General features: G+C 68.0%; 12 protein-coding genes. 3 read left to right on the forward strand and 9 right to left on the reverse strand.

All coding sequences use genetic code 11. From position 1 onward, the window contains the following. Positions 1–288: 288 nt before the first annotated feature. Together ACIRP2_RS21065 and ACIRP2_RS21070 are read right to left on the reverse strand one after the other, a co-directional pair. Positions 289–852 (reverse strand): signal peptidase I, encoded by a 564-nt coding sequence (locus ACIRP2_RS21065; protein WP_404252371.1) that lies wholly within the window; start codon positions 850–852, stop codon positions 289–291. Further along, positions 849–1,436 carry a hypothetical protein gene (locus ACIRP2_RS21070; protein ID WP_404252373.1) on the reverse strand — a complete coding sequence of 196 codons (588 nt, stop codon included), beginning with the start codon at positions 1,434–1,436 and terminating at the stop codon, positions 849–851. Before ACIRP2_RS21070 ends, ACIRP2_RS21065 begins: the two co-directional genes overlap by 4 nt. Positions 1,437–2,072: 636 nt before the next feature. Between ACIRP2_RS21070 and ACIRP2_RS21075 the strand changes: the two genes are divergently transcribed. Further along, positions 2,073–2,492, forward strand: a complete 420-nt coding sequence (locus ACIRP2_RS21075; protein ID WP_404252375.1) for a hypothetical protein — start codon at positions 2,073–2,075, stop codon at positions 2,490–2,492. 130 nt (positions 2,493–2,622) lie between these two features. On the opposite strand, the gene ACIRP2_RS21080 is transcribed toward ACIRP2_RS21075, so the two are convergent. The 6 genes from ACIRP2_RS21080 to ACIRP2_RS21105 all read right to left on the reverse strand — a co-directional run bounded on the left by ACIRP2_RS21080 (position 2,623) and on the right by ACIRP2_RS21105 (position 8,873). Then, positions 2,623–2,850: a ferritin family protein gene (locus ACIRP2_RS21080; protein ID WP_404252377.1), complete on the reverse strand. Its 228-nt coding sequence runs from the start codon at positions 2,848–2,850 to the stop codon at positions 2,623–2,625. 94 nt (positions 2,851–2,944) lie between these two features. After that, positions 2,945–3,943 carry a LacI family DNA-binding transcriptional regulator gene (locus tag ACIRP2_RS21085; protein ID WP_404252379.1) on the reverse strand — a complete coding sequence of 333 codons (999 nt, stop codon included), beginning with the start codon at positions 3,941–3,943 and terminating at the stop codon, positions 2,945–2,947. 22 nt (positions 3,944–3,965) lie between these two features. Then, positions 3,966–5,720 carry a glycoside hydrolase family 36 protein gene (locus tag ACIRP2_RS21090; RefSeq protein ID WP_404252381.1) on the reverse strand — a complete coding sequence of 585 codons (1,755 nt, stop codon included), beginning with the start codon at positions 5,718–5,720 and terminating at the stop codon, positions 3,966–3,968. A 2-nt stretch (positions 5,721–5,722) separates the two neighbouring features. After that, a complete protein-coding gene (locus ACIRP2_RS21095; RefSeq protein ID WP_404252383.1) occupies positions 5,723–6,598 on the reverse strand; it encodes a carbohydrate ABC transporter permease in 876 nt (291 codons plus the stop codon). Beyond that, positions 6,595–7,527: a carbohydrate ABC transporter permease gene (locus ACIRP2_RS21100; RefSeq protein ID WP_404252385.1), complete on the reverse strand. Its 933-nt coding sequence runs from the start codon at positions 7,525–7,527 to the stop codon at positions 6,595–6,597. Before ACIRP2_RS21100 ends, ACIRP2_RS21095 begins: the two co-directional genes overlap by 4 nt. Beyond that, positions 7,524–8,873 (reverse strand): extracellular solute-binding protein, encoded by a 1,350-nt coding sequence (locus tag ACIRP2_RS21105; RefSeq protein WP_404252387.1) that lies wholly within the window; start codon positions 8,871–8,873, stop codon positions 7,524–7,526. Before ACIRP2_RS21105 ends, ACIRP2_RS21100 begins: the two co-directional genes overlap by 4 nt. Before the next feature lie 236 nt (positions 8,874–9,109). On the opposite strand from ACIRP2_RS21105, the gene ACIRP2_RS21110 reads away from it, so the two are divergent. Then, a complete protein-coding gene (locus ACIRP2_RS21110; RefSeq protein WP_404252389.1) occupies positions 9,110–11,047 on the forward strand; it encodes a hypothetical protein in 1,938 nt (645 codons plus the stop codon). A 418-nt stretch (positions 11,048–11,465) separates the two neighbouring features. On the opposite strand, the gene ACIRP2_RS21115 is transcribed toward ACIRP2_RS21110, so the two are convergent. Next, positions 11,466–12,194: a TetR/AcrR family transcriptional regulator gene (locus tag ACIRP2_RS21115; RefSeq protein ID WP_404252391.1), complete on the reverse strand. Its 729-nt coding sequence runs from the start codon at positions 12,192–12,194 to the stop codon at positions 11,466–11,468. A gap of 116 nt (positions 12,195–12,310) precedes the next feature. On the opposite strand from ACIRP2_RS21115, the gene ACIRP2_RS21120 reads away from it, so the two are divergent. Further along, positions 12,311–13,534, forward strand: a complete 1,224-nt coding sequence (locus tag ACIRP2_RS21120) for a saccharopine dehydrogenase family protein (protein WP_404252393.1) — start codon at positions 12,311–12,313, stop codon at positions 13,532–13,534.

The raw sequence follows: 13,534 nt of genomic DNA on the forward strand, positions 1-13,534 counted from the left end.
CCCGACCGGCCCTCCCGTCGCATGGCGCCGGTGGTTCACAGAGGCACGGCCCCGGTGGGCCATCGGCACCGATAGGGCTGGAGGGCCGTACGGTGCTGGTCGCCCCGGCCGCCGGTGACGACGACCGGGTCGTCGGGGTCGTTGTCGGGACCGCCCAAGCCGAGATCGGCGGCTCCTGCCCTCCTCCCGGAACATTCCTCGGAGGCTGGTGCGTGCCACGGCCGGGTCTGCCGCAAGGCTCATCACATGCCCCGGTGCTGTCACGCGTCGGTCAGGACGCCACCGTGGCTACTTGTGTGGGCTGCGGCTGCGCAGTGGCAGAGCGGCGAACGCGAGCAGAATGGCAAGTCCGAGCAGCACGATCGCCTCGGGCACGGTTCGCCTGGCACGCCAGAGCTGGGCCGGCAGCCCGATCCAGGGCACGCGCAGTCGCGCCACGCCTTGGAGCGCCGTGGGTCGGATCGGGGTGGAGTCCGGTGCGGGGTTGGCGTCACCTTTGGTGATCAGGTCGTTGTTGGGAAGTACCCGGTGGACCCGATGGGTGAGCAGATGACCGGGTCGGGTGGGGTCCTGGGCCAGCACGATCTGGCCCACCGCCGGTGTACGGTCGCGCGGCGGCTGGTAGAGAACGACGTCACCCGGCACGAGGGCGGGACGCATGGAGCCGGACTGCACCACGCCCGCTGTCCAACCCAGCGCCAGCACGGGCACGTGCGCCCACACCAGCAGCCCGATCATCGAGCCGAGAACGGTACGTGCGATGACCGAGGCGACCACGCGGATCGGGTGCGGGGCACCCTCGGCCGTGGGCCGGCGCGGCGCGGCGGCGGCCGGCTCACTGGGGAAGGTCACTCGCGTTCCCGAGCTTCCCAGGTGAAGGACGCCTCGTTGGTGGCCACGCTTTGCGAGCTGTTGGGCGCGCTCCGGCTGAACTTCCACGCGAAGCGGAAGCTCAGCGAGTTGGGTGGCCTGCCGGGCAGGGTCCAGGGACCCAAGCCGGTGCGGAAGTCGGTGTACAGGGCGATGAACTGGTCCAGGGTGCCGTCGAACGCAGTCCTGTTCGGAGTGAAGCCGTTGCAGTTGCCGAAGGTGCCGCCGGTGCCCACCTCGATCTTGAGGTCGATGAAGGATTGGAAGTTGCTGGGCCAGTTCGGCGAGTTGCTGTACAGCTTGAGCGCAGTGGGAAAGCTGGCGTTCGACTCGATCCTGATGCAGTTGGAACCTGTGTCGCCAGGTCGCATGTTGTCGATGCGGAACATGGGCACCTTGCTGTCGTTGGCCAGTCCCGCCGAGCCGGAGACCCATGTGTTCCCGCTGTTGCTGCTGGTGTCACTCCAGTCGGCGTTGGTGGCACCCCAGACCAGAGCACCGCTGAGCAGCAGCCCGAGCGGGACGGGCAGCACCTGTGCCAGCACGTTCAGCCAAGGACGCGCCATCGCCCACTCCGTTCAATTCCGTCGCTCCTGCAACATATCGCCTCACCCGTCTCACCTGCGGTGGTGCCGCTCCGTGTCGCCATTCGGCTCTGATGGCGGCTTGATTCCCTGAGGAGGATCGGGAACCGGAAACGGAGCGTCCGTCACCACTCCAGGTCGGCGGCGATCCGTGGCGCCGCCGCTCCCGGCCCGCACAGGCGGAGACGTTCGCCGGCGGCACGGACGTCAAGCCGCCGATCGAGACCAGGACCTTGCCTCGCCCGGAGGCGGGTGTGTTTCTGGATGTCCTGGGGCCTGGTGCTGCACACGATCTCCCCGGTTGCGCTCCATCGCTGTCTCCTTCTTCCGAGGCCGGCTGGCACGAGCCGGCCTCTCTGAAGTGCGTGACCCGCCGCGCATCCGCTCCGAGCGCGGGTCGCACCGTCATGACATCGCGGCTGATGACCACCAGCGACCGCTGTCGGCCGAACGAGTTAATGCGCCGCTTGCCCAGGAGACCCCGTGGACGTTGGGCTGATCAGCGGCCTTCCCGGCCATCCCCTCTTCGTTCACGGCGCAGCAGTGCTGGTCCCGCTGGCGGCGTTGGCGCTCGTGGTCTGTCCGCTGTGGACTTGAGCGGCGCGCAGGCTCGGCCGGGTGCTGCCGGTCATGGGGCTGGTCACTCCTGTCCTGGTGGTGCTGACCGCCGAATCCGGCGAGTGGCTGGAGGACCGGGTGCGGCAGAGCGCGCTTGTGGGAGAGCACGCCGAGAGGGGGCCCGGTCCCACTCCATGGGCGATCGCCCTGTTCGTGCTGACGGTCGCCGTCTGGCTGCTCGGCCGCGCCGACCTCCGCTGGGAACGAGACCGCGGCGGGGAGGCCGGCGGCCCCACCGACGGCGGGGCGTCCGCCGTGGCCCGGTCGGCTTCTTCTGTTTTGGTGCGCGTCGTGGCACTGGCGATCGCCCTGGCCGTGGCCGTCGGCGCGACCGTCCAGGTGTACCGGATCAGTGATTCGGGTGCGAAGGCGGCCCGGCAGGGCCGTTTCTCAACGAGCGGGTCCGGTGCCGGGTGGTGACGCGGCAGCAGCCGCGCCAGAGACAGTCCGGTCGGCCTGGGTCAGAGGTCGGCCGACCGGACTGCCTCGCGTGGTACGTGCGGCCGGTCCCCGGGTGCGGTCAGGGTGGTCGGTGCAGCGGGTTGAGTGCCTATCGGAAGGCGGCTGCGTGCCTGGCCTCGGCAGCTGCAGCATTGTGGAAGCAGCGGGCGGCGGTGGTGTCATCGACGGCGGTGGCCCGCTTGGCGAACCCCGGATACACGGTGGTCGCCTCGTTGTGTTCACCGATGATGGCCGTGCGCGGGTCCTCCCTCGCCGTCCGGACCAGGCCGGCCGGCACCGCCTCGCCGGCGAAGTTGCGCCCGGCTCCTCGGACCAATGATCAGGGGCTGGGTTCCGAGCAGGGCCCGCAGCTCAGATGGCCGACCGTGGCCCTCCCCCAGTAGGGGGCGACACGGCCGGCCGTGCCCTGCTCACTCCTCGGGAGCAGGAGCCGTTGAGGCTCGGATCACCAGTTCCGGGTCGAAGAGGAGCTCTCCGGTCGGTACGTCCCGGTTGCTGACGAGCGCCAAAACGCTCCGCCCGACCTCCAGCGCCAGCCGGTCCGCGGGCTGGCGCACCGTCGTCAGGGGCGGGTCGACGAACTCGGTGATCATCGCACCGTCGTAGCCGATGACCGACACGTCATCAGGCACGGCGTACCCCTGCCGGCGGATGCCGCGGATCGCGCCGAGCGCCATGTAGTCACTTGCCGCGACGATGGCGGTGGCGCCGAGTCCGAGCAGGGACGCGGCAGCCCCCTGACCGCCCTCCACGGTGTACGACTGACGAATCACCCACCTCTCGGCGTCCTCGACACCGCGTCTTGTCATCGCCTCGACGAAGCCCCGCACACGCCGGTCGGCGGGATGATTGCCCATCGGTCCGGAGGCCATCCCGATACGACGGTGGCCAAGACGGTGCAGGTGATCGACAGCCAGCTCCGCGGCGAGCATGTCGTCCGTGGAGAAGACGGGCGCGGGCACCCCGTCGGCGAACGTGCCGTTGACGCCGATGTAGGGGATACGGCGGGCGCGGAGCATCTCGTACGACTCGGTGTCGGCGCCCTCCAGCGTGTTCGACGCCGAGAGGAAGACCACGGCCGCGATGCCCTTGTCGACGACGGACGTGATGAAGTCACGCTCCTGCACACCACCGGGGAAGGCCGGGCAGAGCACGGTCTTGAGTCCGTGCGGGGCGAGTGCGGACTCGATGCGTTCGGCGACGTCGGCGAAGAACGGGTTGGATACGTGTTCGGTGACAATGGCGACCAACTGCCCCTGCACCGGACGTTCGTACCCGAGCTCGGCCATGGCACTTTCGACAGCGTCCCGCGTCGTCTTTGCCACACCTTGCCGCCGGTTGATGACCCGGCTCACCGTCGCCTCGCTCACTCCCGCGCGAGCCGCGACCTCGACGATGCCGACCTTCATTGGCTCCCTTTCGAATGGGCTTTCATGCGTCGCTCCTGACCAGGGCCAGTCCCATGCGCGGAACAGAAACGCTGTGCAGACCGGCCTGTGGAGTGATCCAGGTCCGCTCGATCATACGGCCGTCAGGGGCATGGATCCGGACTTCCGCATGTGCTGCGGCCTCTTGTACGTCCAGGATAATTCGGTCCGAATCCGAGCCGTTGACCAGCACGGTCTCGCGGAATTCCGCCAGCCGGACCGGCACCGCGCGCTCGCTGTGCACGCTCACCACGCCGACCCCGTCCGCCTCGGCACGCACCAGGGTGTACAGGTCGTCGGGGCGGCCGGGACGGACCGTTCCGTCGAGAAGTTGCGGACGCAGTCGCCGCCACTGAGTCAGCCAGAAGCGCAGTGCCTCAAGGTGGTCCGGGGGGAGCGTGTCGAGCCGGACGGAGATCTGCGGCACCGAGTGCAGCGCCCCGATGATTTGCCGTACCGCGGCTTGCACGGGCGCCGTCCGGTCCCACAGGAGCATGTCCGAGTGCACGGCTCCGCCGACGGCGAGCAGCGCGGTGTCGATCGTGCGTACTCGGTTCGCCGTGGCGTCCGCGGGGCAGTCGAAGGATCGCAGCATGTTGCCGAACGCCGCCATGCCGGGGCCGACATAGGGCTGCCGGAATTCGAGGAGCAGGTCTGTCCGCACCGCTTCCAGCGCGGACCGCAGGTCGGCGAGAAGCAGGGTCAGTGCCTCCCCGATGTCGCCGCCGCCGTCGCCCGCGTAGACCATGGCCTGGTCGATGAAGTCGACCTTGAGGCCGTCGAGGCCGTGGTCGCGGACGAGGGACACGCACATGTCGACGACGTGGGCCCGCACTTCGGGCCGGCGTGGATCGAGGACGTAGGCCCCGGGCACCGTGGCTGCGGTCGGCGCGAAGGGAGCCCACCGCTGGTGGCACTCGGCCCTCGGCCCCAGGAGCAGCGGGGCGATCCAGGCCATGTAGCGCAGACCGGCCCGGCGCACGCGGTCGACATGGCCTGTGAAGTCCGGGAACTTGACCGGGTCGGGATTCCAGTCGCCGCAGCCCGCGTAGCCGCGTCCGCTTCCCAGGCTCTGCCAGCCGTCGTCGAGGATGAGAACTCCACAGCCCACTTGTGCGGCCAGTTCGGCCTGCTGCTCGACGGCGGCGGCGTTCACCTGCTGGTTGAAGGCGTACCAGGTGGAGTAGACGGGGACGCGCGCAGATTCGGGGACGGGCATGGTCGGCACGTCACCCGCGTACCAGTCGCGCAGCGCGGCCAGGGCCGCGGCGACCGACGGACTGTTCGGGACGAACAGGATGCGGTGCGGTTCCGGCGCTGCGGGCAGCTCGAGGTGCACGACATAGGCGTCGTTCTCCTCGGACACCCCGAAGCGGAGCTGGACTTCCGGCACCGGGTCGGCCGTCGCGAAGGTGAGCATGGTCGCGCCGGAGTGGTCGTACAGGCATCCGGAGGCGAGACCGTCGATGAGGCTGACCCTGGATCGCCCTGCCCAGTCGGCAACGATGGTGCGGGTCCATCCGGCCTTGGGATGCCAGTAACCGGCCGCGTCGCCCAGCGGGAGGGACAGCCGGATCTCGACCGGCGCACCGTCCGCTTCGACGCTCAACATCCTCAGCCCGTCCGGAAGTTCGGACAGCGTCCACGTCGGTTCGCGCCCTGGGGCGAGGACGGCGATCTCGACTGTGTCGAGCAGGGGCTCGTACGTCGCCGGCGCGAGCTCGGCGGTGGTGACGGCCTCGTAGGACAGGGTGGTCATGTTCACTCCTTGACGGCTCCGGCGAGCAGGCCGGAGACGAAGTGGCGTTGGAGGGCGAGGAACACGAGCGCCATGGGGATCGCGGCGACGGCGGTTCCTGTGAGGATCGCTCCGTAGTCGGTGTCGTCGACGCCCTGCAGCGAGGCGAGCGCCACGGGGATGGTGAACGACGCGTTGTCACGCAGCACGATCAGGGGCCAGATGAAGTCGTTCCACTGGTAAAGGAAGAGAAAGATGCCCAGCGCGGCGAGTGCCGGTTTCATGGGCGGCAGCACGACCTTGACGAAGAGCCGGAACTCGCCGCAGCCGTCCATGCGTCCCGAGTCCAGGAGTTCGTCCGGCAGGGCGCCCATGGACTGGCGCATCAGGAAGATCCCGAAGGGCAGGGCCAGATTGGGCAGGATGACGGCCTGGTAGGTGTTGAGCCACTGCAGCTCGGCCATCATCTTGAACAAGGGGACGAGCGTGACCTGTGTGGGGATCACCAGGCCGAGCATCAGCAGGCCGAAGAGCGCGTTGCTGCCCTTGAAGCGGTACTTGGCGAAGGCGTATCCGGCAAGTGTGCACACGGCGCCCGCGCACAAGGTGTAGAGGACCGCGATGAGCAGGGAGTTGACCACGACCCGGCCGAAGGACGCGGTCTCCTGGAGGGCGGTCAGGTTCTCCGTCAGGTGCCCGCCGGGCAGCAGAGGCGGCGGCGAGTCGAAGATCTCCTGGGAACTGTGCGTACTGGCGATGACGAGCCAGTAGAAGGGGACGAGGACGGCCGCGAGGACGATGGCGAGCCCCGAGGTCAGGAGAATGCTGTTGCCGACGCTGCGGGGGCGACGGGTGTTCCGGGCTCTCGCCCTCTCGGTTCCGATCGCGGAGGTCGTCACTTCTTGTCTCCCAGAACTCGGAACTGGATCAGCCCGAGGATGCCGATCAGCACGGCCAGGGCGTAGGCGATGGCCGAGGCATACCCGAAGTCGAAGTACACGAAGGCGTTCTGGTACAGGTACACGCCGATGGTGAGCGTGGCGTTGTCCGGGCCACCGTGGGTGAGGATGTACGGCTCGTCGAAGATCTGCAGGGTGCCGATGGTGGACAGCACCGTGGTGAGCAGAATCGCCGGCCGCAGCCCGGGCAGGGTCACATGGCGGAAGACTCCCCACGCTCCGGCCCCGTCGACCGAGGCGGCGTCGTACAGCTCTTTGGGGATCGTTTGCAGCCGCGCGAGCAGGATCATCGCGTTGTAACCGGTGTAGTGCCAGGTGAGGGCGAGGCCGAGGGAAATCTTCGCCCAGAGCGGGTCGGTGAGCCAGGGGACCTCTCCGATGCCGACGAGTGACAGCAGCCAGTTGACCAGGCCGTACTGCTCGTTCAGGAGCACCGAGAAGATGACGCCGTAGGCGACGAGGCCGGTGATCATCGGCATGAAGAACCCGAGGCGGAAAATTGAACGACCCTTAAGTACAGCCGAGTTGAAGGCGACGGCGAGCCCGATGGCAAGGGCGAGCATCACGGGCACTTGGACCAGCAGAATGACTGCCGTGTTCTTGAGCGCGGTCCAGAAGAGGGGATCGTTGCACAGTCGGGCGTAGTTCTCGCCGCCGACGAAGGTGTCAACCCCGTCGACAGTCTTGTAGAGGCTGAGCAGGAACGACCAGCCGATGGGGTAGAGCTTGAACGCCGCGAACAGCGCGATCGCGGGCAGCACGAAGGCGTACGGCGCCAGACGCCGTGCGGCCAGGCGTGGCGGGCGGCTGCGCTGCGACTGCCCGGGTACGGTCCGCCCGGTGCGGGGCTGGGAGGTCATTGTGGTCATCGGACGACCTTGCGCCCCGTCTGATTGGCAAGCTGGTCAGCGGCCTCACGCAGCGCCGCCGCCGGGTCGGCACCCTTGAGCAGGACCTTGGTCTGGGCGTCGGTGACCGCCTTGAGCGCGCGGGCGTAGTCGCCGGTGTAGTTGAACGCCGGGGCGGGAGCCCTGAGGGCGTCGAGGAAGATCTCGCCCTTCTTCTGGCCGCTGAAGAACTTCGACGGCTCGTGGAACACCGGGTCGTCGTACGCCTTGAGCAGTGCGGGCGCTATGCCCTTGCCCTTATAGATCTTCACCTGCGACTCAGGACGGGTGAGGGCGAACTCCACGAACTTCCATGCCGCGGCCTGCTGCTTGCTGGCTCCGGAAACGGCCAAGTGGGTGGAGTTCACCGTGGCGGCCTGCGTACCACCGCGGCGGACGGCGGGAGGCAGCCGGACTCCCCACTTACCCGCCTGGTCGGGCACGGTCTCCTCGATGACGCCGCCGAACCAGGTCGGCCACGGGACGACGGCGGCGGTGCCCTTCTTGATGGAGCTGATCAGGGAGTTCCAGCCGCCGGAGATGTCGTTCACCAGGCCGGCGTCATTCATCTTCTTGATGATCGTCATGGCCTTCACCGCCTCGGGCGAGCTGAGCATGATGTCGCCGTCGAGGTTGAAGTGCATGGTGCCCTGGAGCTGCAGGAGCATCTGGAAGAGGTTGGCCGAGTCGGCCTGCGAGGCGGGCTTGTCGATGCCGAGCAGGTACTTACCGGTCTTCTTCTTGATGGTCTTGCCGGCCTCGACGGCGTCGTCCCAGGTGGCGATGGCGTCGACATCGACGCCGGCCTGCTCGAACACATCGGCGCGGTAGTAGAAGCCGGCCGAATTGGCCTCCCAGGGCAGAGCGTTGATCCGCTTCCCGTCCGGACAGACGGTCCCCCACAGTCCCTTGGCGAAGGCGTCCTTGTAGCTTTCGGCCCCGAAGGGGCCGAGGTCGGCGATCTGGCCGGGAAACTTCTCCACGTATCCGGGCAGGTAGTCGACACCGATGTGGAGCACGTCCGCCAGGCCCGCGCCGCCGGCAGCCATCGCGGTGGTGATCTTGTCCCAGATCGCCGGGTTGCCGATGTCCTGGACCCTCACCTCGATGTCCGGGTACTTCTTGTTGAACGCGGGCACCAGCGCACGCAACTCGGCGGCCGGGCCCGCCCAGCTCCACACCTTGATACTGCCCTTCTCGGCGTCACCGGCGGAACCGGTGCCGCCACCGGACCCCATGCTCCCGGTGCCCGAGCAGGCTGTGAGCCCGCCAAGACCGGCACCCGCAGCGAGGACGCCACCCGACTTCAGGACTCTGCGGCGACTCATGTCCATAGCACAACCACCTTTGTTCCCAGCCAACATCAGGCCGGCGAGCGCCAGGCCGACGGAACGGGACGGTAGCAATCGGCCAACATCACTTGCAAGACTTCATTGAAAATTTACTGCCGCAGACAACAGAGATCTGATGCAGATGCATTGAAAGCCATCGAAGGCTGCTGTTAGCGTCTGGCCACCCCCACCCCTCCTCTAGCGACTGGAGCCTCATGAGCCCCGCTCGACCCGTGCGCTTGTCCCTCCTGGCCGCGCTGGTACTGCTCGCGCCGCTCACCCCACTCGTCATGGGCGGCGAAGCAGCCGCCGCCGCTCCTCCTCTGCTGACGCTGACCAACCCCGGCTTCGAAGAGGACCGCACTGGCTGGAACTTCACTTCTGGCACCGGCGTCGCCACCAACGCCCCGCACGGGGGCACCAAACTCGTCTACCTCGACGGAGGAAGTGACAAAAAGGTCTCGCAGGCTGTCACGGCCGGGGCCGTCGGCACCTACGACTTCTCGGCCTGGATCGCGACCGGCGGCGACGGCGGCAGGTTCGTCGCACGCGTCAACGGCACGACAGCCGGGACCGTGGAACTACCCAGCCGTTCCACCTACGCCCGTTACACGATCAGCCGCGTGACGTTGAAGAGCGGCGACGAACTGGAGCTCGCCTTCGAGTCAGGCAAGAGCTGGGTCAACGCCGACGACATCATGGTCTCCCCGTCCGCCCCTGCCGACCCGGTGGTGACGTCCTCCGATCCCAAAGTCGTCGCTCTGTTCGACTGGGCCAAGCGCAAGGCCAACAGCTGGGTTCAACTGCCCGGCACCACTGGCCCGCTCAACGTCGACGAACGCAACCGCTCAGGCACCGGAACCGGCACCTACGGCCCCTCGTACTGGGCCGGATACGCCCACCGCAGCGCCTACTACGCCCGCGACATGGCTCACCAGCTGGCCGGCGCATCGGTGCTCGGGCTGAACGACGAGAACAAGACGATGCTGCGCGCGTTCGCCCGCTCCGCGACCGCCGAGCACAAGTACTACCCCGTATGGGCCCTCAACTTCGACAACAGGACCTACCTGTCCATCGACTACCACGACCCCGACAGCTTCGTCCGGGAGGTCCCCGCGACATTCGAGCTGGTGGAGAAGGCCAACGCGGCCTACCGGTGGAGCGGCGACCATACGTATGTCGAGGACACCGCTTTCTGGAACTTCTACAGGCACGCCACCAAGGAGTTCATCGAACTCCATGACGACAAGAAGCCGAACGGTGTCGCGGAAGGCACCGGCAAGGGCATCTTCGCGGGCGCCGCCAGCTACAACGAGGTCGGCGAGGAACACCTCGCCGAGTCCGGGGACTCCATCGGCTCCCAGTACCAGGCGTTCCGGGCCATGTCCGCCCTCGCCGCCGACAAGGGCGACGGCGCACTGGCCAAACAGTTCAAGCAAAAGGCCGACAGCCTCAAGGCCTACTTCAACTCCACATGGAGCGGCACCGGCTCCGGTGACGCCATGATCCGCGGCTACACAACGTCCGGCGACGCGCTCACCGGCTGGGGCAAGGAGAACAGCTGGTTCATGCCGATGAAGCAGATCATGGAACCGGGGGCACGCACGGACGCCTACCTGGATTACGTGGACCAACAGGCGAGCGGAAGCGGCAAGCCCGCCAACATGGAGGCCATCTCCTACCTTCCGGACACCTTCTTCGCGTACGACCGCAACGACACGGCTTGGAAGTGGATGCAGTACGTCTACGACCGGCGCAACGTCCAGCACCCGGTATCCAAGCAGGGCCCCAACGGCGACTATCCGGAGGTCTCCTACACTCTGGTCAGCCAGACGGTACAGGGCCTGATGGGGGTCGATCCCGACGCGCCCCACCATACGCTCACCACACAGTCGCGGCTGCCTGCGGGGATGGACTGGCTGAAGATCGACCAGCTGAAGGTCGGCGACCGCACCTTCGCGCTGCGCCACGACGGTACGACGAAGTCCACGCTGACCAACAACGGGTCTCCCTCGTACACCTGGGAGGCTCGATTCCCCGGCAGTCACTCCTCGATCAAGGTCAACGGGGTGCCCCGGGCGGTGAAGACCAAGATGGTCAACGGGACGACGTACACCTACGCCCGAATCTCCGTCCCACCGGGCCGGACGGTGACCGCCGAGGTCAGCTGAGGCTCCGGCCCCGTCCTCGATCGCAGGCCGGCCCGCCCCGGCACGGGTGCTCCCCCACCCACGTCCCGGTCGGCGGGCCGGCACGCCTTCTTCTGGCGAACTGCGCCCCTACCATCCGTGGGCTCACGATTCGAATACACCTTTCCTGCCTGGCGTGCCCATTGCCCGGCCCGGGGGACACCGATGCGAGGCGGTGCGCTCATCCCGGGGGTGGGAACGGTGACGTTCGCGCCGATGGCGCCTGGAGACGGCGGCGGCGCAGCCGAGCGTCGGCGCGTGACGACGACGGCCGAACCGATCGGCACGGAGGTCATGACAACGGTGCGCGGCAGGTGGTCGACGTCCTCGCTCGGCCCTGCGCAGCGAGGGCGGGCACCGGCCGAGAACGGCACACCAACCCGGTGGAGAGGCCGCGCGCTCACGCTGCGCGGCCGTTGCCACCGTTGCGCACGCTGACAAGCCGCGTCTCCGCCCTGTCCAGAAGCGTGTCCAGCACGACCGGATAGGCGCTGAGGTTCATCCGGTCCGCCAGCAGGTGTGCTGTGGCGGCGATGTGTGGATGGGTCTCGGCGGGAAGCCGGGCGTAGGTGGAGGTCCACATTTCCTCGTCCGCCTCCCTGGCCTCGTCCTTGATGGCCAGTGCACCGGCGTCCAGGGCGGCGAAGGCCAGCGCCAGGTCGATGAAGGCGTGGTAAATGCCGACGGCGTCCACGTCGCCGAAGCCCTCGCCGCGCAGGATGCCGAGAATCGTCTCGTCCACCTCGATCTCCCGGGGGCGCCCGGTGACCCGGCTGGCGGTCAGCAGGGCGGCCTGGGGGTGGGCGAGATAGGAGGCGTGGATCGCCAGGCCGAGAGCGCGCAGGTCGGCACGCCACTTCCCGGTGGCTGTCCAGCGGTCCAGGGCGCGCCCCATCAGCTCCTCGCCGATGGCCCGGGTCAGATCGTCCAGACCGGCGAAGTATCGGTAAAGAGTGCTCGGGTCGGCGCCGAGTGCACTGCCCAGGCGGCGGGCGGTCAATCCGGCGCTCCCGTGCTCCCGCAGCATACGCAGCGCCGTCTGCACGATCAGCTTCTCCGACAGCACGGTGCCCTGCCGGGTCGGCCGCCGCCTGCGTCGTTCCGCCTCCGGAACCACCTTCTTGGGCATCGCGCCCTCCCCTGGATTGTTTATGCCAACGCCGTAGACCTTAATTGCCGGGATCGTGTTGCATCGAGGCGTCCTCGGGCGCTCGCCGGGACCGTCTCAACGAAATGGTGTGTGACATGCGTGTACTTCTCGTGGGTGCGGGCGGCGTCGGTACCGCCGTCACCCGTATCGCCGCCCGTCGTGACTTCCTGACCCACATGGTCGTCGCCGACTACGACCTGGCCCGTGCCGAGGCGGCCGTCGCCACGCACAAGGACCACGAGGGCCGGTTCAGCGCGCGCCGCCTGGACGCCTCCGACGAGGTCGCGGTGGGCCGCGTCCTGCGCGAGGAACGGTGCGACGTGTTGCTGAACGCGACCGACCCGCGGTTCGTGATGCCGCTGTTCAACGCGGCACTCGCCGCGGGCGCGCACTATCTGGACATGGCGATGTCGCTGTCCGCGCCGCACGCGACCGCCCCGCACGAACAGTGCGGGGTCAAGCTCGGCGACGAGCAGTTCGCCCAGGTCGCGGCCTGGGAGCGGGCCGGCCGCCTCGCACTGGTCGGCATGGGGGTGGAGCCGGGCCTGTCGGACGTCTTTGCCCGGTACGCGGCCGACGAACTCTTCGACGACATCGAGGAGATCGGGGTCCGCGACGGCTCCAACCTCAGCGTCGAGGGCTACGACTTCGCGCCGTCCTTCAGTATCTGGACCACCATCGAGGAGTGTCTCAACCCGCCTGTGGTCTACGAGAGGGACCGCGGATGGTTCACGACTGCGCCGTTCAGTGACCCGGAAGTCTTCGACTTCCCCGACGGCATCGGCCCGGTCGAGTGCGTGAACGTCGAGCACGAGGAGGTGCTTCTGATACCCCGCTGGGTGGACGCGCGCCGGGTGACGTTCAAGTACGGTCTCGGTGACGACTTCATCGCCAAGCTGAAGACTCTGCACGACCTGGGGCTCGACGCCACGACGAAGGTCACCGTCCCCGGCGCGGACGGCCCGGTCGAGGTGTCCCCGCGCGACGTGGTCGCCGCGTGTCTGCCCGACCCCGCCACGTTGGGAGACCGGATGAAGGGCAAGACCTGCGCGGGCACCTGGGTCAAGGGAACGAAGGATGGTGTCGCACGCGAGGTGTACTTGTACCACGTCGTCGACAACGAGTGGTCGATGCGCGAGTACGGCTCCCAGGCCGTGGTCTGGCAGACGGCCGTCAACCCGGTCATCGCTCTCGAACTGATCGCGGACGGTACGTGGGAAGGCAGCGGAGTACTCGGGCCGGAGGCCCTGCCGCCCCGGCCGTTCCTCGACCTGCTCACCGCGTACGGCTCTCCGTGGGCACTGCGCGAGGAGCACTGA

It is taken from the genome of Streptomyces sp. NPDC101194 (genome assembly GCF_044767885.1).
Taxonomy (GTDB): domain Bacteria; phylum Actinomycetota; class Actinomycetes; order Streptomycetales; family Streptomycetaceae; genus Streptomyces.